The sequence below is a fragment of the Pseudoalteromonas sp. T1lg48 genome, from assembly GCF_002964785.1.
Classification (GTDB): Bacteria; Pseudomonadota; Gammaproteobacteria; order Enterobacterales; family Alteromonadaceae; genus Pseudoalteromonas.
On the sequence record NZ_PQCC01000023.1, the window covers coordinates 72,591 to 93,344 of the forward strand.

The 20,754-nt window shown below is 46.4% G+C and carries 19 protein-coding genes and 6 tRNA genes; 8 read left to right on the plus strand and 17 right to left on the minus strand.

Annotation, left to right across the window (positions count from 1 at the left end; genetic code table 11):
- Positions 1-123: 123 nt before the first annotated feature.
- The 6 genes from C2M29_RS16030 (at position 124) to C2M29_RS16055 (ending at position 7,514) form a co-directional block, all read left to right on the plus strand.
- The gene (locus tag C2M29_RS16030; RefSeq protein ID WP_158684749.1) at positions 124-609 is read left to right on the plus strand and encodes a DUF4124 domain-containing protein; all 486 of its coding nucleotides are present in this window, start codon (positions 124-126) and stop codon (positions 607-609) included.
- Positions 610-676: 67 nt separating this feature from the next.
- Positions 677-2,371 carry a bifunctional isocitrate dehydrogenase kinase/phosphatase gene (gene aceK / locus C2M29_RS16035; protein ID WP_105190747.1) on the plus strand — a complete coding sequence of 565 codons (1,695 nt, stop codon included), beginning with the start codon at positions 677-679 and terminating at the stop codon, positions 2,369-2,371.
- A 61-nt stretch (positions 2,372-2,432) separates the two neighbouring features.
- On the plus strand, positions 2,433-3,371 hold the full coding sequence (locus C2M29_RS16040) for a LysR family transcriptional regulator (protein ID WP_105190748.1): 939 nt from the start codon (positions 2,433-2,435) through the stop codon (positions 3,369-3,371).
- A 589-nt stretch (positions 3,372-3,960) separates the two neighbouring features.
- Complete coding sequence (locus C2M29_RS16045; protein ID WP_105190749.1) at positions 3,961-5,310, plus strand: site-specific integrase; 1,350 nt, start codon at positions 3,961-3,963, stop codon at positions 5,308-5,310.
- 1,249 nt (positions 5,311-6,559) lie between these two features.
- Positions 6,560-7,066, plus strand: a complete 507-nt coding sequence (locus C2M29_RS16050; protein ID WP_105190750.1) for a hypothetical protein — start codon at positions 6,560-6,562, stop codon at positions 7,064-7,066.
- 1 nt (position 7,067) lies between these two features.
- Positions 7,068-7,514 (plus strand): hypothetical protein, encoded by a 447-nt coding sequence (locus C2M29_RS16055; RefSeq protein ID WP_105190751.1) that lies wholly within the window; start codon positions 7,068-7,070, stop codon positions 7,512-7,514.
- 118 nt (positions 7,515-7,632) lie between these two features.
- On the opposite strand, the gene C2M29_RS16060 is transcribed toward C2M29_RS16055, so the two are convergent.
- Positions 7,633-8,202 (minus strand): recombinase family protein, encoded by a 570-nt coding sequence (locus C2M29_RS16060; protein ID WP_105190752.1) that lies wholly within the window; start codon positions 8,200-8,202, stop codon positions 7,633-7,635.
- A 527-nt stretch (positions 8,203-8,729) separates the two neighbouring features.
- Here C2M29_RS16060 and C2M29_RS16065 point away from each other — a divergent pair.
- Positions 8,730-9,293 carry a ComF family protein gene (locus C2M29_RS16065; RefSeq protein ID WP_158684750.1) on the plus strand — a complete coding sequence of 188 codons (564 nt, stop codon included), beginning with the start codon at positions 8,730-8,732 and terminating at the stop codon, positions 9,291-9,293.
- A gap of 2 nt (positions 9,294-9,295) precedes the next feature.
- On the plus strand, positions 9,296-10,222 hold the full coding sequence (locus tag C2M29_RS16070) for a DNA-processing protein DprA (RefSeq protein ID WP_105190754.1): 927 nt from the start codon (positions 9,296-9,298) through the stop codon (positions 10,220-10,222).
- 442 nt (positions 10,223-10,664) lie between these two features.
- Here C2M29_RS16070 and C2M29_RS16075 read toward each other — a convergent pair.
- From C2M29_RS16075 to ruvC, 16 genes are all read right to left on the minus strand, one after another.
- Positions 10,665-10,755, minus strand: a tRNA-Ser gene (locus tag C2M29_RS16075).
- 106 nt (positions 10,756-10,861) lie between these two features.
- Positions 10,862-11,905 carry a quinolinate synthase NadA gene (gene nadA, locus C2M29_RS16080; RefSeq protein WP_105190755.1) on the minus strand — a complete coding sequence of 348 codons (1,044 nt, stop codon included), beginning with the start codon at positions 11,903-11,905 and terminating at the stop codon, positions 10,862-10,864.
- A 130-nt stretch (positions 11,906-12,035) separates the two neighbouring features.
- A tRNA-Lys gene (locus C2M29_RS16085) sits at positions 12,036-12,111 on the minus strand.
- Positions 12,112-12,181: 70 nt separating this feature from the next.
- Positions 12,182-12,257 (minus strand) — tRNA-Lys (locus tag C2M29_RS16090).
- Positions 12,258-12,324: 67 nt separating this feature from the next.
- Positions 12,325-12,400 (minus strand) — tRNA-Lys (locus tag C2M29_RS16095).
- Positions 12,401-12,423: 23 nt separating this feature from the next.
- Positions 12,424-12,499: transfer RNA gene (locus C2M29_RS16100), tRNA-Lys, on the minus strand.
- A gap of 26 nt (positions 12,500-12,525) precedes the next feature.
- Positions 12,526-12,601, minus strand: a tRNA-Lys gene (locus C2M29_RS16105).
- A gap of 186 nt (positions 12,602-12,787) precedes the next feature.
- Complete coding sequence (gene ybgF / locus C2M29_RS16110; RefSeq protein WP_105190756.1) at positions 12,788-13,555, minus strand: tol-pal system protein YbgF; 768 nt, start codon at positions 13,553-13,555, stop codon at positions 12,788-12,790.
- Positions 13,556-13,571: 16 nt separating this feature from the next.
- Positions 13,572-14,105 carry a peptidoglycan-associated lipoprotein Pal gene (gene pal / locus C2M29_RS16115; protein ID WP_105190757.1) on the minus strand — a complete coding sequence of 178 codons (534 nt, stop codon included), beginning with the start codon at positions 14,103-14,105 and terminating at the stop codon, positions 13,572-13,574.
- A 123-nt stretch (positions 14,106-14,228) separates the two neighbouring features.
- Positions 14,229-15,584, minus strand: a complete 1,356-nt coding sequence (tolB, locus tag C2M29_RS16120; RefSeq protein WP_105190758.1) for a Tol-Pal system beta propeller repeat protein TolB — start codon at positions 15,582-15,584, stop codon at positions 14,229-14,231.
- Between the two features lie 9 nt (positions 15,585-15,593).
- The gene (gene tolA / locus C2M29_RS16125) at positions 15,594-16,526 is read right to left on the minus strand and encodes a cell envelope integrity protein TolA (RefSeq protein WP_105190759.1); all 933 of its coding nucleotides are present in this window, start codon (positions 16,524-16,526) and stop codon (positions 15,594-15,596) included.
- Position 16,527: 1 nt separating this feature from the next.
- Positions 16,528-16,953, minus strand: coding sequence for a protein TolR (tolR, locus tag C2M29_RS16130; protein WP_105190760.1), 426 nt, complete (start codon positions 16,951-16,953; stop codon positions 16,528-16,530).
- Positions 16,940-17,641 carry a protein TolQ gene (gene tolQ / locus C2M29_RS16135; RefSeq protein WP_105190761.1) on the minus strand — a complete coding sequence of 234 codons (702 nt, stop codon included), beginning with the start codon at positions 17,639-17,641 and terminating at the stop codon, positions 16,940-16,942. Before tolQ ends, tolR begins: the two co-directional genes overlap by 14 nt.
- A gap of 850 nt (positions 17,642-18,491) precedes the next feature.
- Positions 18,492-19,496: a Holliday junction branch migration DNA helicase RuvB gene (ruvB, locus tag C2M29_RS16140; protein WP_105190762.1), complete on the minus strand. Its 1,005-nt coding sequence runs from the start codon at positions 19,494-19,496 to the stop codon at positions 18,492-18,494.
- A gap of 13 nt (positions 19,497-19,509) precedes the next feature.
- Positions 19,510-20,130: a Holliday junction branch migration protein RuvA gene (gene ruvA, locus C2M29_RS16145; RefSeq protein ID WP_105190763.1), complete on the minus strand. Its 621-nt coding sequence runs from the start codon at positions 20,128-20,130 to the stop codon at positions 19,510-19,512.
- 2 nt (positions 20,131-20,132) lie between these two features.
- Complete coding sequence (ruvC, locus tag C2M29_RS16150) at positions 20,133-20,654, minus strand: crossover junction endodeoxyribonuclease RuvC (protein WP_105190764.1); 522 nt, start codon at positions 20,652-20,654, stop codon at positions 20,133-20,135.
- Between the last annotated feature and the right edge of the window lie 100 nt (positions 20,655-20,754).

A 20,754-nucleotide genomic window follows, 5' to 3' on the forward strand; every position in this document is an offset into this window, starting at 1 on the left:
TTTTTGACCCTAATCATAAAAAACCATCTTGCTTTCATACCTTTGTCTTACTTTCGTGACATTCAATTTTAGTTCATCTATATTGGACTAGGAATGAGAATAATAATTAAGCGAGGTGAAACAGTGACTAGCAGATTAGCACTCCCCGGAAGTGTGTTAATACTTAGCGCGGCGCTGCCTATCTTAGGCCATGCCAATACCGATTATTTTAAGTGCCAAACCGAAGCAGGCACGGTATTCAGCCAATTCCCTTGTAATGAAAATGCGACGGAGCAAAAAGTAACACACTCCAATCCCCGCCATCAGGGCCCCAAAGAAGATTACGGCAAACAACTTACCGAGCTAGAGAAAGAAAACAAGCGCAATAGCATCAATATGCAGATCCGCAGCACCAAGCACAAGGTGGTGATGTTAAAGCGTGAACGCAGTGCGAAAACCCTCGCCGAAGAACAACGTTTAGAACGACTCATGTCGGACGATGAGCGCAAGGCACTGAAAAAAGAGGTGCAAGTTAACATTAAGGACATAGAGCGCCGCTATAGTCAGCGCATCAAAGAAACCGAGCAAAAGCTGGCAAGGCTAGAAAAGTTCCTAGCAAGATTTCAATAAGACTTGCAAAGACTTAGGACCATGGCTTAAGGTAGCTTAGAGTTTATGCTCTAAAAGGCTTTAAATTGTGTATGCACAGGCAATAGCACAACAGATTCTTAATGGATTTTTCCATCACTACAAGTTGTTTCAATCGATCACGGCGCAGGCACCGGAGGCCTTTGCGGCTCGTGATTGGGCGACCATGCACCATATCGCCAGCCTGCGCATTAGCTATTACGATACCCGAGTCAATGAAACCGTTGACACCCTCGCCCCAGTGGTGAGTGATCCGGCGGACGATCCGCAGCTTTGGATCGATACCAAGGACTGTTATCTGCAGTTTTTAGCCTTTCACCCCCAGGCCGAACTCGCAGAAACCTTTTATAACTCGGTGTTTTGCCGCCTGTTTGAACGTAAGTATTACAATAACGACTTTATTTTCGTCCAAGCGACCCTGGCCGATGCCCCAGCACTGCCGGTGGAAGCCGAATATCGCAGCTATTTCCCCGTGGTTGAGGGTCTAAAACCCACTATTCGCCAAATTATCACCCAATTTGAATTCGGCTGCGCCTTTGCCAACCTTGAGCGTGATATTCGCTTGCTATTAAAAGCCTTTATTAAGCAGGCCCCTGAGACCCATGTTAAAAGCCACCAAATGCGCTTTGATATACTGCAGGCGCCCTTTTATCGCGGCCAAGCCGCCTACATCGTCGGCCGAATCGTGTCATCAAGTGGCTCACAGCCGTTTATAATCGCGGTATTACATGATGAAGACCGAGGCCTGTACATAGATGCCCTGCTGACCCGCTCATCACAAATGCGGGTGATCTTCGGCTTTGCCCGCGCCTACTTTATGGTACAAACCCATGCTCCCTCGGCCTTAGTACACTTTCTCAATCAACTGATGCCAGGCAAAACCAAGGCCGAACTGTATAACGCCATCGGCTTTCATAAACAGGGCAAAACCGAATTTTATCGCGAGCTACTGGCTCATATGCAACATGCACAGGAGCGCTTTGAACTGGCCGCCGGCACCCCGGGCATGGTAATGATGGTGATAAACCTGCCGTCCTTCCCCTATGTTTTTAAAATAATCCGCGATCGCTTTGGTTCGAGCAAACCGTTTGGCAGAAAAACCGTACTCGAGCGCTATCAGTTGGTTAAGCGTCACGACCGGGTTGGCCGTATGGCCGATACCTGGGAGTATTCCGACGTGGCCCTGCCCCTAAGCTGCTTTAGCAATGAGTTGTTACAGCAGTTAGAAAGCAGCATCGCTAATTCAATGCGTATCGAAGGGGACATGTTGATCATTAAGCACCTGTATATAGAGCGCCGCATGACGCCCCTTAACCTCTATTTACAAGAGGTGGACAAGGACAAGGCGGAGCAAGCGATAACCGAATACGGTCAGGCGCTTAAAGAAATGATTGCCGCCAATATATTCCCCGGCGACATGCTGCTGAAGAACTTTGGCGTCACCAAACACAAGCGTGTGGTGTTTTACGACTATGACGAGGTGCAATACCTCACCGACATGCAATTTCGCGAATTCGACCATCAGGACGAACACAGTCTCTCGGTCGCTCCCAATGACGTGTTTCCGGCCCAGTTAACCACCTTTGTGCTGCCCAACCCGACACATAAGGAAATATTTATGCGTCATCATGGCGAGCTAACCGGCGCAGACTACTGGCAGCAAGCACAACAAAAAATTGCCCGCGGCGAATATAAACAGGTGTATCCTTACCCCAACGAACAACGTTTTATACACCTTTGGTAGCCTATTCTGCTGCCCAAGAATAAGCTAGACTGACTATAAATAAAATAAATGGCATAGCGGAATGAACATAAACAAAATTGATTTAAATCTTCTCGTTTATCTCGATACCTTGTTGCGCGAGTGTAATGTAACCAAGGCTGCCAACCAGCTCAGCATTACTCAGCCAGCCATGAGTAATGGCCTCAAGCGCCTGCGCAACCTGTTGAACGACCCCTTATTGGTGCGAACCAGTGAGGGCATGGTGCCGACCGAACGCGCACTAGAGCTGCAGCCGGTGATCCGCGGGGTGCTGATGACCCTTGAGGAAACCTTGGCACCTAACCGCGACTTTGAACCCGCCAGCAGTAAGCGCGTATTTCGTATTATGGCCAGCGACTATGCCGCCAGCACCCTGGCCCCACGCTTGTTAAGTAAATTGCATGCCGAGGCGCCGGATACCACCTTGGATATTCTTACGCCCAGTGATGTTAACTTCCACGACGTTGAAAACGGCAAGGTGGATATGGCCCTAAACCGTTTTGAGAAGCTGCCTCAATCCTTCCACCACAAACGCATTTGGAAAGACAGCTTCTGCTGCCTGGTCAAATCCGACAACCCCATTTTGGAGCGCTTTAATTTAGAAAGTTATTTACAGGCCAGACATATCTGGGTCAGTAAAACCGGTTTTGGCGTCGGCGTGGGTATGGATCCAAAAGATGTGCAGAAACTCGGCTGGGTTGACGAAGCCCTGGCACACTTTGGTAAACACAGGGATATTGCTACTTTCACGCGTAATTACCACGTAGCCATTCACCTGGCCAAAGAGCTGAACCTGGTGGCCACCTTGCCCTCTAAGGCGGCGAAAATATACCAAGACGACCCTGGGCTCACCATTTTAGAGCCGCCCTTCCCCATTCCGCCGTTCGAGCTCGACATGATTTGGTCGCCACTGCTACATAGGGATGTGAGCCATATCTGGTTGCGGCAGAAAGTGGCAGAAGTAGCGCAGGAGTTGGCGTAAATGCCGGCGCTACTTTAGGTGGCGATCTCGACCTACGAGTGCCCAAAATTGCTGTTAAAAAAGCCCAGCTATTTAGCTGGGCTTTTTGTTTTAATGCATGGCGCAGAGGAGTGAGTTCACCGCGAGTGAACGAACAGCCCAAGGCAACGCCGCAGGGCCGAAGCTTGCGACCGGGAGGGATAAGCTTGCCTACATCCTGTAGGCAACCCTTCGGGCGCCTGCGCGGCTCAAAATGCTCCCGACATTTTGTCGAACCAGGGTTCTCATCAAGGCCACCCAGCTCAGCTGGTGCTGTTAAAACAGAAAAGCCCAGCTAACTAGCTGGGCTTTTCTGTTTTAATGCATGACGCAGAGGAGTGAGTTCACCGCGAGTGAACAAACAGCCCAAGGCAACGCCGCAGGGCCGAAGCTTGCGACCGTACGCCGAAAAGCAAAAAACCAGCCGAAGCTGGTTTTTTATCATAATGCATGGCGGAGAGGGAGGGATTCGAACCCTCTATATCACCCGCCTACATCGCCCAAAGCCATTGATAACAAACACTTGCAGCTCTACAATGACTAGAATGATGACTATTTCTTGCAGAAATTTATGACTAAAAGACACTTACGACTGAGAGGTGATACTTGGTATTTTAATTATGCCGTTCCCAAACATCTCCAACCGATATTGAAAAAGAAGAATATCACCAAGTCCTTAGGTACTGACTCACTTAAAACAGCAAGAGTGCTTCGAGATAATTTATTAAGAGAGTACGAAGGCTTGTCAGAGTCTCATGGTGTAAACCCTGAGGGTGTACGCTTAAGAACTCTCATATCTGAAATACGTGAAAAATACTCCAAGGCGTCAGAAGAGGAACACTATTGGGCGCTTGATGATATTTATGATGCAGAGAGGGTATCCAAGACTGACCCGCTTTTAGCTGATGCAATTCTAATTGCAAATAAAGGAAATGATTCTAGTTCACTATCAGGGGTTAGTGTTGAATATACCTTAGGTGAAGTTTGTGCAGAATATATTAACAAAGTGAAAGACCAAAGGTCACAGCAAACAATTAGCACCACCAAACGCGCTTTAAAATACTTCGAACAATTCCGAAAAAGCAGAAATATTCTTTTAAAGTCTATTGATAGACCTAGCGTCACTCGATTCATAGATTTTCTTAGAATTGATGTTAAAGTTGGCTCGAAGTCAATCAGTAACATGTTGTCATGTCTAAACAAAATCTATAAATACGCCAGAGACTATGGGTACGTAGAAAACGAATCACCCTTTCAAGACCATAGCATCATCAAATCAGTAGGTGATGACACTAAAGGGTACAGACCCTTTACACTTGAACAATTCACAAAGTTAATGAGCATCATCAATAACTCAAGAAAGATAAGTGAAGCTAGGAAATGGTTTGTACCAATGATGCTTATGACAGGAATGCGTCCATCGGAGCTAGCTGGGTTGTATAAGGATGATATTTTTGAAGAGGAAGGCTTATGGTTTATATCAGTTCACGAAACTAAAGAACGAAGACTCAAGACAAAAAACTCTTATAGAAAAATCCCGATTCACAGCTCAGTCTTGAATATATTTCTCAAACTGAAAAATGATAAAAGCAACGAAAGTAAGTTTCTTTTTAATGAGGTTAAAGACTTGGAAAGCCCATTAAACTCGACAGGTCAGTGGTTTAGTCGCTTAAAGAGAAAACATATAACTGAAGATAGTGATGTGGCTCTTTATAGCCTGAGAGCGATGTTTGCTACTGCTTGTGAAAATGCCGGTATCGAGGAAAGAGCGACAGCTTACCTCATGGGACATTCAAGAATCGCACAAGGTCTAGCATATGGCTTATACTCTACTGGCCTAGAACCATCTTTATCTGCAAAATATATAGATAAAGTGGGAGAAAAACTAACCCCTTATGTTAAGTGCTTCCCAAGTCTTTAGCCCCAACCCCTAGAATCGCTTACGGTGCGTTACAGAGCTTCCTAGGGGCTTGTATGGGTAACAACGTGATAAACCACCAGCAAAAAAACCTTACAGAAGCTCCCAGACACCACCAACACTTCCTGTAAGCGATTCTAAGTAGCTTTAATACCAATGCCCACACCAACCCACCAATAACAAGTTAGAACCTCTTACAGGGCGTTACAGGGCTTCTGGGCTTATTTGTGTCTGCTAGTGTGGTTGATGGGTTTAAGCTCGTGGTGTTTTTCAACCAATTGTGAATGTTATTTCAAATACTACAAGCAAACAGACAAACTAATGGCGTAGAGGGTGCGGGTTTACTAGGTTATCTTGGAAAACTGAGGGAGAATGTAAAACAATGAGGAACAAGGCAAATTAATAGTGTGGTATCGAGATGTACAACGGGTGAGCCTAGTATACATGAGCAGCTAACGGGGAGATTAGAATGCCACTCCATAGCACATAACTATACTAATGTCCATAGCTGTAAGAATTATTTTCAAACTAAATTCCTTTATGGAACAACCACTTAGTAAAACCTGAGAAAATAAAGTTTGACTTTTTAGGAAAAGTGTGGTATTATAATAGTATTATAAAGTTTACTTAAAAGGTTGGTTGGAGTTACTGTAACAGTTTATTGAGGAGATTGTTACAGGTTATTAGGGATAACCTTTAGTAAATCATCTTTAGTAAAAGAAAAACTTATAACACCTTTTGTAAAGCATTTCTTAGTGTGCACTTCGAAGGGTTCATAACCATTTTTACAAATGGGAATTACATCTATTTTAAGGTAGGTTGTCAGGAAGGTTTGATTTTATAAAGCACTTACAAGAAATTTTATAAAATCCTTATTAAATATCTCTAGTAAACAAACCCTCTTACCACAAGTGAATAGAGGTATGGTGATTAGAATCTCTTACAGATTTACTCAAGAGATTAGCCAAGATACTTCAAAGTTCTTACAAATTACACTGGCTAGATATTGAGTAATACCTTAAACAATCTATCCAGTTCAATACTACCATAGATAAATCATCGGTGATTCCACCTATCGCCAACTTCAAAAGAATTTCATAAGGGACGTTCTCCCCTTGCCGTATGTGGTCGAGCACCCAATGACAGGCTCGTATAGACCACTGCTTTATCCATAGACCCTCCAGCCTTCTTAGCTCCCTCTTGTGCTAAGGGGCTGTTGCGTCTCCTTACATCCAAACAAGAGGATTATATCATGAAACTATCAGAATCAGATTTCAAAAAATTACTAACTACCGCCCAAAGCCCCAAAAGACGCTTTACCAAAGAAACTGTACAAGCTCAGTTTGAGCGTTCAAAAGTGTTGTACCAGAAGAATATTGAATCACATGGCGTACTCGGCGCTGTGAAACACTTCATCTTCTACAACAACAAATATGAAGTTCTCCAGACTCTTGAAAGATTATTTAAGGAAGGCTGGAAAGAATACGGCTCTCCGCAGAGCTTTTATCAGTTTAAGGTTGACCCGGCTACTAACGCTGTAGAGTTTTGGATGACCAAACCAAATGGACTTCAAGAAGAAGATTTAAAAACCCTACGAGATAAGGCCGAAGCAGAGTTACGAGTGGAGATTGATACCCATAACCAATCTCGTGAAGAAGCCATAAAAGCCCTAGCCTTACACGCTGAAGCTATTCAAGCTGAGAAAGATAAGGAAATTGAGCTACTCAATCAGATTCAAGAATTAGCAGAGGGTTTGTAATATGTTGGATAAAAAATCTTTAGTCGCTAGGGTTGGAAGCCAGCTCAAGGCCAACACTTCACACCATCATGGTGATTCATCTAACAAGGTTACTGAGATTCTATCAAAGAGAGCTTCTGAGATGACCTCGCAGGATAAGCACAAAGACCTTGTAAAGCGCATCTCAACCCATCACAAGCCAGTCAACCCAACCATGAGTGACGCTGACACTTTACTGCTTAAGAAGAAGCTTTACTTCAAAGATGAAACTCTCACTTTTCACTTTACTTCTAAAGGTGGAAATAAGATGGAAGCATACTTTCCAGCAGCACTACTAATGGAAGATATGGAAGCCATCAAAGCGACTAGGCTTTACCGTGAGACTGTGAATTATTGTAAGAACGAAACCAAGCTACTGGAACAACTGGAAATAAAACGAGCTGAGCTAATAAGTAAACTCCCATTCTAACAACCAAGAGACGCTAGAAATGATACTCCAAAACCATTTTAGCCATTTTAAAAAGCCCCCTTCCAAGGTTGATGGTTAGGGGTTTTTTTATGTCTGAAATAAGCTATCTGAGAAGCTCTCAGGGTTTCTGTAGGCGCTTAACCGTACTGACAGATATACCTAGCTCCTTAGCGACTCCTGCGATGCTCATAGACTTTCTCATTTGAACCACCTCACCTCTTAAAGACTCGTTACTAGGCCTACCTAATTTCTTACCTTCGGACTTGGCTCTTTTCAAACCATCTATAGTACGCTCTTTAATTCTATTCTTTTCAAACTCTGCAAATGCCGAGAATAGCTGCAGCATCAATTTACCTTCACTAGATGATAAATCCCTTACAGGCAAGTCCAGTGAAACCAGCCTGATTCCCTTACTCACAAATAACTCCACCACCTGCTGAACATCAATGTTATCTCTGCCCAACCTGTCCAAGCGCTGAACCACAACAGTATCACCCTTTTCCAATTTATGGGTAACCATAGCCTTAAACGCTTCACGCTCCATAGCGTTAACCCCACCACTAACAACCTCAGTGATAACTCTGTTAGCGGGAACGCTATACCCAGCCCTTTGGATGGCCTCTAATTGGTTTTCAACCGTAAGTTCACTTGTGGATACACGGGCGTAGATAAAGGTTCTTGATGGCATAACTGCAATTCTCTTGGTTCAATAAAGTGGGTTCATAATAGGTGACTAGCTCAAAAGTTGCAACCCTATATTTTGAACCAGAAGATAAGAACCTTCACCTAGGCTCATTTAACGCCCGTTATTGAACCAAACAAAAAGACTGAGTGATTAACCCTTTCAGGGATTTTAAAATTGCTATGAAATATTCAAGGGGGTAGTCCGGTGGAGCTAAGCACTTCTTAACATGTTCTAGGGATTTTAAAGTTAACCCTCTCTATTCCTTTGGCGCTTGACCTGAAGAAAAAAATAAACCAACGCAAAAAACGTGTTGAGAAGAAGGCTGTTCACTGAGGGTGGGGGTGAATACATTTTTGCTATACAAAAGAAATTTGATTTCGCAGCTCGCGTCGCTAACCCTCACACCCCTTATTACTGCAACTTCAATTGACCTTTCATTCGCATACTCACTATCAATAAATTACATCTAGAAAAAGCAATTCAGGTGAGGTACTTTAAGTTGTAGCCAGATTTAAAAATCAAGGATTGAAGTGAAAACAACAAAATGGTCTCTGCAAGAACTTAATTACGTCTGTGATTATCACCCGTTCCGTGTATGTGGAACTCCAAACCCCAATAAAAATCAGGACACATACAGAATCATGGACATGAAAGACCCTACCTCCCATAACTTCCAGAGAAACCTTGCTTATTTTCAAGGTGTACTTTTGGCATTCTTCAGGTCTTTCCCGGAGTTCATTAACTTCCCCGTGGTCAATATAGCAATCATTCCTTCCTCTACAGCTGGGAACTCTTCAGTAGCACTGACATCAATCATTAGCCATTTAAACCTTAACCTAGGGCCGCGACTAATTTATAATCCTGACTTCTTAGTTAGAACAAAGAGCATACCGTCTGCTCATAATGGGGGGGCTAGAAGTGCGCAAATACACCTTGACTCTATTGAGGTTAAAGCACGCATCAATGGTGATTTGCCAATGATTTTGCTAGATGATGTTTACACTACAGGCTCTTCAATGGCGGCTTGTGAACAGCTATTAAGAAATGCAGGGGTCAAAAAACTATATAAGCTTGTTTTAGGGAAAACGGTATAACAATGAACAACTTGGATTTGCCAACTTTGCATGCGCTGGCTTTGCAGTCGCAGGGGCTTAAAGCAAAAGAAATCAAGGAACTTCTTGAGTCCATACCGTACCCGAGACTCTCTGATATTGGAGGTTTAAAACAATATCTAGTTAGTTGCGGGATGATGAATTACTTTCCAAATGAAAAGGATTGGAATGCAGCTGTTCAAATAGGTGAAAAAAGCTTTTCCTTAGGCATATCTTGTTATTCAATAGTATCTAACAACTACCCTAAATATCTACGAGCTATCGATGATGCCCCTAACGTGCTCCATTTAAGGGGGAATACTGAGGCATTAAATAAACTACCAGGTGTCGCGGTAGTGGGAGCAAGAGCCATCACTTCTAATGGCGAGATTATCACTCGACGCATCTCTAAGTACCTTGCTGATAACGACTGGATTGTTGTTAGCGGCTTAGCTCTTGGTGTTGATGCTGCAGCTCATGAGGGCGCTTTAGAGTCAGGCAAACCATCATGTACAATTGCAGTGCTTGCACATGGACTTGATATTGCCAAGCCAGCTAAGAATGCAGGGCTAGCGCAAAGGATATTAGAAAATGGTGGCCTGTGGGTATCTGAGCACCCAGTCGGCACTCCAGCTCACAGGAACTTTTTTGTCCCTCGAAACAGGATACAACTTGGACTCTCAGTTGGTTCTGTCATTGTTGAAGCAGAGGAGAAAAGTGGCTCAATAACGCAAGCTAGGTTTTGCGTGAAACAAAGAAGGCCACTATATGCCGTCGTGCCTCACCATGAATCAAATCCATTAAACTTACTATGTTCAGGCACTAAACTTTTAGTGGAAGAAATGGGCGCCTTCCCCCTGAAAGGAAAAGAGGACTATTCCGAGATGTCCGATAGATTCATGCGACAAAAAGAATTAATGACATCCTTATAAACCTATTCGGATTTCAAAAATCTTAAGAGCCACCTCTTCCCCCAACTGCTCCAGCTAAGCACCAATACCTCAATTGTTACTCAGACCAATTCAATGCTGGAGCCTTAACCCTACCAATCTGCAATGACATCAACCACTGGGAATAGTTTCTTAACCGCAAAATCATAGGTATAACGCTTGGAGGTACCTAGCTCGCTTTTCTCACGCCCTACAACAGACTGAAATAATGAAGTTGATACACCACACCTCTGCACTTTAGTAATGCGTACACCCAAAGCCATGCAAAGTATAGCACTGCCCTTTGCCACCAACACTTGGAAGATTCAAATCAAACTCCAACAGAAGCAAAAGAGGTGACTGGAAAAGTAACTTTTTTTTGACTAGAAATTGACTATTTTTGGCAGGAAGCCGAAAGGTAAGTATTTGATTTACAAAAAGAAAATGGCGGAGAGGGAGGGATTCGAACCCTCGATACGCTATTAACGTATACACGAGTTCCAGTCGTGCGCCTTCGGCCACTCAGCCACCTCTCCGCACTTTAACTGGGCTGCCGTAGCAGCGCCGCTTATACTAAGCAAAGGCTTTGTTTGTTGCAAGGTGTTTTTTACAAAACCAAATCAATTGCTTAGTAATCCGCCATTAGCGTGCCATGGCAGCGGTGAAATCAAGCATACGATTAAGTGAACGTAAGGCGCCCTCGCGCAGCTCCATGTCCACAAACACTTCTTTACCGCTTGGGTCTATCAGTGCTTCCTCGATTGCTTTTAAGCCGTTCATAGCCATCCAAGGGCAATGGGCACAGCTTTTACAGGTCGCGCCCTCGCCGGCCGTCGGTGCTTCGAAGAATTCCTTCTCTGGGCACAGCTGCTGCATCTTGTAAAAAATGCCGCGGTCAGTGGCTACGATAAACTTCTGGTTATCCATTTCCTGCGCCGCTTTAATAAGCTGACTCGTTGAACCAACCGCATCGGCCAGTTCAACAATCTCTGCCGGAGACTCAGGGTGCACCAATACCGCCGCATCTGGGTGCAGGGCCTTCATGTCTTTCAATGCCTTGGTTTTAAACTCGTCATGAACGATACAAGCACCGTTCCACATGATCATATCGGCACCGGTTTGCTTTTGAATATAGCTACCCAAGTGCTTATCCGGACCCCAGATGATTTTCTCGCCCTCGCTATCGAGGTGCTCAACGATCTCCAGCGCGCATGAGGAGGTGACGATCCAATCCGCACGCGCCTTAACCGCAGTCGAGGTGTTGGCATACACCACCACTTTACGATCCGGGTGCTGATCACAAAACGCGCTAAAGGCGTCGATGGGACAACCTACATCCAGCGAACAAGTGGCTTCCAAGGTCGGCATTACCACGGTTTTATTCGGAGTCAGGATCTTAGCCGTTTCACCCATAAAGCGAACGCCGGCAACGATGATCATATCTGCTTGCTCTTGACGTGCGCCAAAACGAGCCATCTCTAAAGAGTCGGCAACACAGCCACCGGTTTCTTCCGCGAGCGCCTGAATTTCAGGGTCGGTATAGTAGTGCGCGACTAATACGGCATTCTTCTCTTTCAGCAATTGCTTAATACGCTCTTTATAGGCGAGCTTTTCGGCATCGGAAAGAGGAGCTGGCTTAGGAGGAAAAATATAGTCCTCTGGCATGATCTGTTGGCTAATACCCATACTGATAAAACTATTCTAGGTTACGAAATACTAGGGCAATTATACGAAACTATGACGATAAAAAGAAGCTGTGCGCTTGGGATCGCGAAGATTGTTAGTAACTAGTTAGTTTAAAAGGGAATAAAGAAAGTGGTGGGTCATGATGGATTCGAACCATCGACCAATGGATTAAAAGTCCACTGCTCTACCAGCTGAGCTAATGACCCGCTCTGGTGTAATGAGCCAATAAGATGTCGGCACATTAAGCGCTATTAAGAATAGCAGGGGGAGATTAAGTGGTGGGTCATGATGGATTCGAACCATCGACCAATGGATTAAAAGTCCACTGCTCTACCAGCTGAGCTAATGACCCGCCCGGGTTGTTAATTGCTTTGCACACCTAGTTTGGCGCGAGCACTTTAACATTTTTTATTCTAACGTGGTGGGTCATGATGGATTCGAACCATCGACCAATGGATTAAAAGTCCACTGCTCTACCAGCTGAGCTAATGACCCAACATTAGAATCGATTTAGCAATTGGTGGGTCATGATGGATTCGAACCATCGACCAATGGATTAAAAGTCCACTGCTCTACCAACTGAGCTAATGACCCAACGCTGTGCTAATCATTACATAAAGTGGTGGGTCATGATGGATTCGAACCATCGACCAATGGATTAAAAGTCCACTGCTCTACCAGCTGAGCTAATGACCCACTTTATGTAATTTGCCGCAGAAAATTTCCTGAGTGGTTATCCCCTGCTGCGGGCGCTTATAATACTTATTTAAAATCCAAGTGCAATACAAATACTCGGTTTTTTTTAGTTTTTCCTTTTAGTTGCCTAATTTTAGACCGCTTTAGCTACAAAGCAGTCTAAAACCTAACAACTAGCAAATTCGGCTACAACTTGCTAACACGTTCGGCGGCTAATTTTGCGGCCGTGGTGTTAGGGTATTGCGTGATAACCTCATTAAACAATTGCTTAGCTCTGGCCAATTGACCTTGCTGCTGTTCCAGGGTACCGAGCTTAAGAAGTGCATCGGGGCGCTTGCTAGAATCGCTGTATTGATTCACTACGGTCTCAAAATGAGATTTAGCACCGGCGGTGTCACCCTTAATGGTCAACAATTGTCCTAGCCAGTAATGGGCATTGGCCGCATAAACAGAGTTAGGATAGTTTTGCAAAAACGACTTGAACTCAGGAATCGCCGCATCATAGCGCTTATCCTGCATAATCAGCTTCACCGCTTTGTCGTACGCTTCGTTTTCCGACAGGTCGGTGCTGACCACTGTGGTGTTTAAGCCACTGTCAGGCTGCTGTGTTGGCGTTTGCGGCATGTCGTAGCTTGGCTGCTGCGTATAAGCGGCGCTGACACGGTTTTCAATCTCTTGATAAAGCTCACGCTGACGTTGCAACACTTTCTCGAGCTTGTAGCTATGCTCTTCGGTGATACCACGCAATTGGCTCACTTCATCCTGTAACATATCGAGCTGCTGCTGCAGGTTGGCTTGCATAATGTTGCGAGATTGCATCATTTGCTCAAGTCGACTTAAGCGCTGCTCAATGCTTGATTCGCTGGCAGTGGCCTCAGAAACAGGAGCGGGAGCAGCCCAGACATGGGTGCTCCCGCTCATGAGTAAGGCTGCCAAAATAAGTTTCGGCTTCATCATTACTCTACTGATTTTAGTATACTAATACCGCACGGCGGTTTTGAGCAAACGCTTCTTCGTTGCGTGCTTTGATCATCGGCTTTTCTTCGCCGTAGCTCACAACTGACATTTGGTTTGCGTTAACGCCAAGGCTTAGAAGGTATTTTTCAACCGACTGACCACGGCTCTCACCCAGGGCGATGTTGTACTCAGGAGTACCACGCTCATCCGCGTGACCTTCGATAAGTACTTTAACCGATGGGTTTTCGATTAGGAATTGAGCGTGCGCTTGAAGTAGCTCTGCGTACTTGCTTTGGATAGTTGCACGGTCAAAGTCGAAGTGGATGATCTGCTGTTGGCGAAGCTCTTCGTACTTTTTACGTAGTTTTTCTTCCGCAGTTTCTACGCGCTCAACAGTTTCTACTTCTACGGTATCAGTTGTTTGGGTTTCAACTTGGTTAGTTTCGTTGGCTTGACCTTCATCCAGGTTAGAAGAAGAGCTACAGGCCGCTAGTGTCATTACTGGCACTGCAACAAGCAGGCTTTTTAACAGTTTATTAAGTTGCATTGAGTACATTCCTATTATTGATTTAGTGAAACCATCACCTGATTTTCAATTTTTCTTACTATAGTGCGCCAATCGCACAAACATCAAGTTTATACGATTAAAGCTGACTACACCCTTAGCGAATTACAAAAATGGCGACCATGCCGGCGACTTAACCTGACCGTCGAGCACAGGTAAACGCGCTTTAAAACGACCATCCATCGACACCAAAGCCAATACATTTTTATTGTTATGCATGGTGCTGTATATAATCATCGAGCCATTGGGCGCAACGCTTGGTGATTCATCCAAGCGAGTTCGAGTCAACACATGGAAGTTTCCGTTTTCAAGATCTTTCTTGGCAATGTGATACTGACCCAGGGTACGGTTAACCATGATCAGATGCTTACCATCTGGAGTCACTGACCCGTTCAAGTTCATATCGCCGTCGAAAGTCATACGCTGTACTCGACCCGAGTCTAAATTTAACTTATAAATCTGGGCATTACCACCTCTTTCAGAGGTAAACATCAGCTCTTTACCGTTCGGATGCCAAGTTGGCTCCGTGTCTATGCTACGGTGGCGTGTTAAGCGACGTTCCTGCTTAGTAATTAAGTCGTATAAGTATAATTCTGTGGCGCCGGTACGGTCTTTTGACAGCACCAAGGCCAGCTTAGTGCCATCGGGAGAAAACTGCGGTGCACCATTGATTCCAGGGTGACTAGTGACCAACTGACGCTGGCCGGTGTAGATGTCCTGAATAAAGATCTGACTCTGACGGTTCTCGAACGTCACGTAAGCCAATTTGTTGCCATCGGGCGACCAAGACGGTGACATTAGCGGCTCTTTCGAACGCAATAACACCTGTTCGTTAAAGCCGTCATAATCGGCAACAACAAGCTGATATGGCTTCTCGTCTTGCTCACGCACTATGATGTAAGCGATTTTAGTTAAGAAAGCGCCGCGCTCGCCGGTCAAGGCTTCATACACCACATCGCTGATACGGTGACCATAACGACGGAAGCTTGATGCCGAGATCACGGTTTCGCGAGCATCAAGTACATGGTCTTCGCTGTTTACCAATTGACCATTGTTCAATACGCGAGTTTGCCCGCCGGTGATCTGACCGCGTAAGACATCGATGAGTTCGAAGCTGACCAAGTAACGGCCGGCCGATTGCTGTTCAACGCTGCCTACAACAATGGCTTCTACACCACGTTGCGCCCAGGCGCCATAATCAACACCGGCATCCGAGCTAGGTCGCTGTGGCATATCGATATTGGCGATCGGCTTAAATTTACCACTGCGGCGCAAATCCGCGGCAACCACTTCGCTGATACGCATCGGCATTTCACCCGTGCCCTTGTAGGTGAAGGGCACCACGGCGATAGGTCGCGCACTATCGACCCCTTCGGTAATCACAATCTCCAGCGCGGCCTGAGCCCACATGCTCATAGTCGCCAGCACAGACACTGCCACAATGCGGCATAATTTAACCATAACTTTCCCCTAAAACTCTGGTTTAACCGTTAAGTTAATATTTTTCAATTCTTCAAACACGTCGCGGTCTTTAGATACCGGCAGCGTATCGGCACGACGTACGGCACGCACTGCAGCCTCGCACACCTGTCTATCACCGCCTAGCGAATTCACACTGGTAACCAAGCCATTAAACGCAAGCTTAATATTGAGGCGACATTCTTTACCGCGGAAGCTTTCGTCCAACAGCAGGTTCTGTTGAATACGCTGGCCGATCAAGGCGCGGTATTTATCCACTTCAGATAGTACCTGCTGACGACGCGCTTTTGCACGCACCGCTTGCTCGGCGGCCAGCTGTTCTTGCAACAACTGCTCAGCCAGGGCTTTTTGACGGGCCTCTTCGGCCTTGCGCTTGGCTTCCGCCTCTTTGCGTTTACGCTCTTCTTCGGCTTTACGCGCCGCTTCTTCTTCCTTACGGCGTTTTTCTGCGGCAGCCTTGGCGGCTTTTTCAGCCTTTTCCTTTTCTAGCTGAGCTTTCTTCGCCTTATCACGTTCTTTGCGCTCAATCTCGCGGGCTCTTTTTGCTTCGGCTTCCGCTTTTTTACGCTCTTCTTCCTTGGCTTTGCGCTCCTGCTCTAGCTTTTTGATGCGATTGGCTTCTTCCTGGCGCTTGCGCTTTGCCTGCTCGGCGCGCTTTTCCAGTTCGCGAATGCGTTGCTGCTCGGCGCGCTTTTTATCTTCTTCCTGCTTTCGCAGCTCGTCGATACGCTTTTCCACCTGCTTTTGATCCACGGCCACCGCATCCACGGCTTTTTGCGGCGTGTCTTCATTGCTCGGAGTGTTTAGCGTCACCGTCATCACCTCGGGCGTTGACGGGCGTAAATAAGTGACCCCGACTAAAATGGCTATCATCAGCACATGTAAACCGGCAGAGATCAGAAGAGGCGTTTTAAACTGCTGCATATTATTCCTCGAATGACTCCGTCATCAAACCGACCTCGGGAACACCTGCGCGTTTGAGAAAATCCATCAGTCGCAGTACTTCCTGATAACTGACCTGACCCGAACCCTTGATCATCACCGGAGTTTTTGGGTTTTGATCCAGCTTCAACTTAATGACCGCGGCCACATCTATGGCTTCCATGGGGGCTTCGGGATCGGTGCCAACACTCACATAGTATTTGCCGTCGGCATCGATAGAGGCAATGATCGGCGGCTCGCCCTTGGTGTCCACCAATTCTGACTGCTCCATTTTCGGCAGCTCGACCTTGACGCCATGGGTGATCAACGGAGCGGTGGCCATAAAGATAATTAACAGCACCAACATCACGTCGATGTAAGGAACGACGTTGATTTCCGAGACCGGACGACGCTTCTTACGCTGATACATGGCTTTTAACCTCTTGATTCAGAGTCTGGCGATGTAAAATGTTGGCAAACTCTTCCATAAAGTTGCCGTAATAGGATTCGATTTTTTCCATCTTGTTAGCGAAACGGTTATAGGCGATAACCGCAGGAATAGCGGCAAACAGGCCCATGGCGGTGGCGATAAGTGCCTCGGCGATCCCCGGAGCAACCATTTGTAATGTGGCTTGTTTTACTTCACCCAAGGCGATAAAAGCGTTCATTATCCCCCACACGGTACCGAATAAGCCGATATAAGGGCTGATAGAACCGATAGTGGCTAGGAAAGACAGGCTGTTTTCAAGTTTTTCAATCTCTCGAGAAAGCGCTACACGCATGGCGCGATGTGGGCCATCAATACCTAACGCGGCGGCGGACAGGTTGTTTTTCTTAGCGCGGGCAAATTCTTTAAAACCCGAGGTAAAAATGGCCTCGATGCCTTCACTTTGCGTGCCGCGAGCGGAGATTTCGTTATACAGCTTGGAGAGGTCAACACCAGACCAAAAACGGGATTCAAACTTTTTCGCATTCGTTAACGCACTGCTGAGGATTTTACGGCGCTGAATGATAATGGCCCAAGAAATCACCGAAAGGGCGACAAGGGTAAGCATCACCAGCTGAACTAAAAAGCTGGCTTTTAAAATTAGATCAATAAAGTTTAATCCTGAATCCACGTCTTTTCTCCTGAGGCGCAGTATATTGCTATTAACTGTATCCGCGCTCGATACAGCGTACGACACACAATGAACCCTAGTGTACCCAGACATAATTGCGCTGACAATGACCTTGCCATGAATTGCCACAAAGTGCGGATAAATCGCCGCTAGCTGTGGGTAACAGGCAGGTACACCATTACTTTGTTGGGCCCATTTAAATGCGAAAAAGTTCCAAAAAACTAGATTTTATGCAAAATAATCGCATAAGCTGTCATTTTGCTTATGTACAACAAGTTAAAAAATAGTAATTCTAATAGGACAAAAAAAGCACAAAAATAATAATAGCCTTATAATTCAATAGATAGAGCTAATAACTTAGTATGCATTGTGCAAAATATCATCGTGAAGATTTTATTCGGTATTAGTTTTTTTTATCCGAAAAAAATAATTTTTCTAGTTTGAAGAAAACCTGCTACCGCTTTATTATTCTCCCTGTACTGAGCTAGCGCAACCAACTATGGCTCTATTGCACAGTTCATGAGGTGGTTTCTGATTCCCCACCTCACACCATCGGCTGTTTCATCCTACTAATGAGCAGCTGGTGTGTTCCTCGGATTTACTTCCTTCAACTTGTTGTTTAGCCCGCTCTATAGCGGGCTTTTTTTTGCCTAAATCAAGCTCAGGCACAGACCCTAATCTGTCCCGCCTTAATCCGCTGTGAATCAGCAGCCGTATGACAACCAATTAGCGCCCTGACGTAAAAACAAATAGCACTATAAAACAAGCAGCTATCTAATTAGTCCCGCAACAGGCATGAAAAAGCCGAGCGCTAGGCTCGGCTGATGAGACGTCATTTTCACACCCAGGTTTAGGTTGCCTTATGCAGACCAAAATGGGCATAAGCACGGTCGGAGACAATCCGCCCCCGCGGCGTGCGCTGAATAAAGCCCTGTTGGATCAAATAGGGCTCTATCACGTCCTCAATGGTTTCCTTTTCTTCGCCTATGGCGGCGGCCAGGTTTTCCAGGCCTACCGGACCACCCGTAAACTTCTCAATGATCGCCAGTAAATACTTGCGATCCATATAGTCAAAGCCGCTTTTATCCACATCCACCATATCCAGGGCCTGAGCGGCAATATCGGCGCACACACTGCCATCGCCCTTCACCTCGGCAAAGTCTCGTACCCGACGCAGCAGGCGGTTGGCAATACGCGGCGTGCCCCGCGAGCGCTTAGCCACCTCGTAGGCGCCCTGCTCGTCGATGCTTAGCCCTAAATGAGTGGCAGAGCGCTTAACGATGGCGGCCAGATCGTCAACATTGTAAAACTCGAGACGTTGGACGATACCGAAACGATCGCGCAACGGCGAGGTTAACGAGCCGGCCCGGGTGGTGGCGCCAATCAGGGTAAAAGGCGGTAAATCCAGCTTGATTGAGCGAGCCGCCGGGCCCTCTCCTATCATGATGTCGAGTTGGTAATCCTCCATCGCCGGATAGAGAATTTCCTCCACATGTGGACTCATGCGGTGGATTTCATCGATAAAGAGCACATCGTGGGCTTCTAAATTGGTCAGCAGCGCTGCCAGATCGCCGGCCTTCTCTAACACCGGGCCTGAAGTGGTTTTAATGCTCACTTCCAGCTCATTGGCGACAATATTGGCCAAGGTCGTTTTACCCAGGCCTGGCGGACCGAAAATAAGCAGGTGATCCAATGCTTCACTGCGAGAGCGCGCCGCCTCAATAAAGATATCCATTTGCTGCTTTACATGAGGCTGACCATGATAGTCGGCCAGCAGCTTAGGTCGTATGGCCCTATCGACCACGTCTTCGTTGCCCTGCTGCTGGGGCTCTATTAGTCTATCCGCTTCTATCATTTACTTATCTCTGTTACAGCATCGCCTTTAGCGCTTGCTTGATCATTTGCTCTGAGGTCATCGCCTCTTGGGCAATCGCTCTCACCGCTTTTGTTGCTTGACTATTCTTATAACCCAAGGCTTCCAGAGCGGCAATAGCATCGTCTGTGGCATTGGCTGCAACCAGGGTATTTCCACAGCCATTACTCGCAGGCGCTGCATCCGTGTATGGGGTGAATAGATCCGGTCCCCAGTCTTTAAGCCTGTCTTTCATTTCTAACACTAAACGTTCGGCGGTTTTCTTGCCTACCCCGGGCAATTTCACCAAGGTGCTGGCGTCGCCATGATGGACACACTGAATAAACTGCTCCGCAGACATGCCCGACAGAATACCTAAACCGAGTTTGGGGCCCACACCATTGGCTTTTAACAGCTCACGAAACAGGGCACGCTCGCTTTTGGTATTAAAGCCGAATAAAAGTTGTGCATCTTCCCGCACGACAAAATGAGTAAACAGAGTGACGTCTTCCCCACACTCGGGGAGGGCGTAAAAACAGCTCATGGGCAAGCTGATTTCGTAGCCCACACCGGCCACATCCACCAGCACTTCCGGGGGCTGCTTTTCGACTAATTGTCCGCGAATTCTTCCTATCATCTTTACCTCAAACGACCGCGCACAGTTTTGTGCGCTTGGCCGGCTAATTTAATCAGGTTTTGTTGTGAGTGGCCGTGACACATGGCAATGGCCAGGGCGTCGGCAGCGTCCGCCTGGGGCGTCGCCGGCAGTTTTAAAATATGCTTAACCATGTGTTGAACTTGCGCTTTTTCTGCAGAGCCCTTGCCCACCACGGCCTGTTTGACCTGGCGGGCCGAATACTCGTGTACGCCCAATTCCGCCATGGTGGCGGCAACGATGGCGGCTCCTCGGGCCTGCCCCAGCTTGAGTGCCGAGTCCGGGTTATGGGCCATAAATACCTGCTCGATGGCAAAGGCATCGGGATTAAACTGAGCGATCAGCTGAGTAACGCCTTGGTAGATCATTTTTAAGCGCGTTGGAAAGTCATTGTCGCCAAGCTTAATGCAACCGCTGCCCAAATAGGCAAACCGCTGTCCTTGTTGGCGCACCACGCCGTAGCCGGTGAATCGCGAGCCGGGGTCTATCCCCAAAATAATACTCACCCAGAAACCTTCTTATTGTTCTTGCACCAAACAATGGTAACTGTATGGATGACCAGTGTAAAGGAAAGGCATAAGAAAAAAGCGGCCTAAGCCGCTTTTT

What these genes read in the sequence shown, in the direction of transcription:
- C2M29_RS16040 (WP_105190748.1), top strand. Translation starts at nt 2,433, where the DNA reads ATGAACATAAACAAAATTGATTTAAATCTTCTCGTTTATCTCGATACC.
- C2M29_RS16045 (WP_105190749.1), top strand. Translation starts at nt 3,961, where the DNA reads ATGACTAAAAGACACTTACGACTGAGAGGTGATACTTGGTATTTTAAT.
- C2M29_RS16050 (WP_105190750.1), top strand. Translation starts at nt 6,560, where the DNA reads ATGAAACTATCAGAATCAGATTTCAAAAAATTACTAACTACCGCCCAA.
- C2M29_RS16055 (WP_105190751.1), top strand. Translation starts at nt 7,068, where the DNA reads ATGTTGGATAAAAAATCTTTAGTCGCTAGGGTTGGAAGCCAGCTCAAG.
- C2M29_RS16060 (WP_105190752.1), bottom strand. Translation starts at nt 8,202, where the DNA reads ATGCCATCAAGAACCTTTATCTACGCCCGTGTATCCACAAGTGAACTT.
- C2M29_RS16070 (WP_105190754.1), top strand. Translation starts at nt 9,296, where the DNA reads ATGAACAACTTGGATTTGCCAACTTTGCATGCGCTGGCTTTGCAGTCG.
- nadA (WP_105190755.1), bottom strand. Translation starts at nt 11,905, where the DNA reads ATGGGTATTAGCCAACAGATCATGCCAGAGGACTATATTTTTCCTCCT.
- ybgF (WP_105190756.1), bottom strand. Translation starts at nt 13,555, where the DNA reads ATGAAGCCGAAACTTATTTTGGCAGCCTTACTCATGAGCGGGAGCACC.
- pal (WP_105190757.1), bottom strand. Translation starts at nt 14,105, where the DNA reads ATGCAACTTAATAAACTGTTAAAAAGCCTGCTTGTTGCAGTGCCAGTA.
- tolB (WP_105190758.1), bottom strand. Translation starts at nt 15,584, where the DNA reads ATGGTTAAATTATGCCGCATTGTGGCAGTGTCTGTGCTGGCGACTATG.
- tolA (WP_105190759.1), bottom strand. Translation starts at nt 16,526, where the DNA reads ATGCAGCAGTTTAAAACGCCTCTTCTGATCTCTGCCGGTTTACATGTG.
- tolR (WP_105190760.1), bottom strand. Translation starts at nt 16,953, where the DNA reads ATGTATCAGCGTAAGAAGCGTCGTCCGGTCTCGGAAATCAACGTCGTT.
- ruvB (WP_105190762.1), bottom strand. Translation starts at nt 19,496, where the DNA reads ATGATAGAAGCGGATAGACTAATAGAGCCCCAGCAGCAGGGCAACGAA.
- ruvA (WP_105190763.1), bottom strand. Translation starts at nt 20,130, where the DNA reads ATGATAGGAAGAATTCGCGGACAATTAGTCGAAAAGCAGCCCCCGGAA.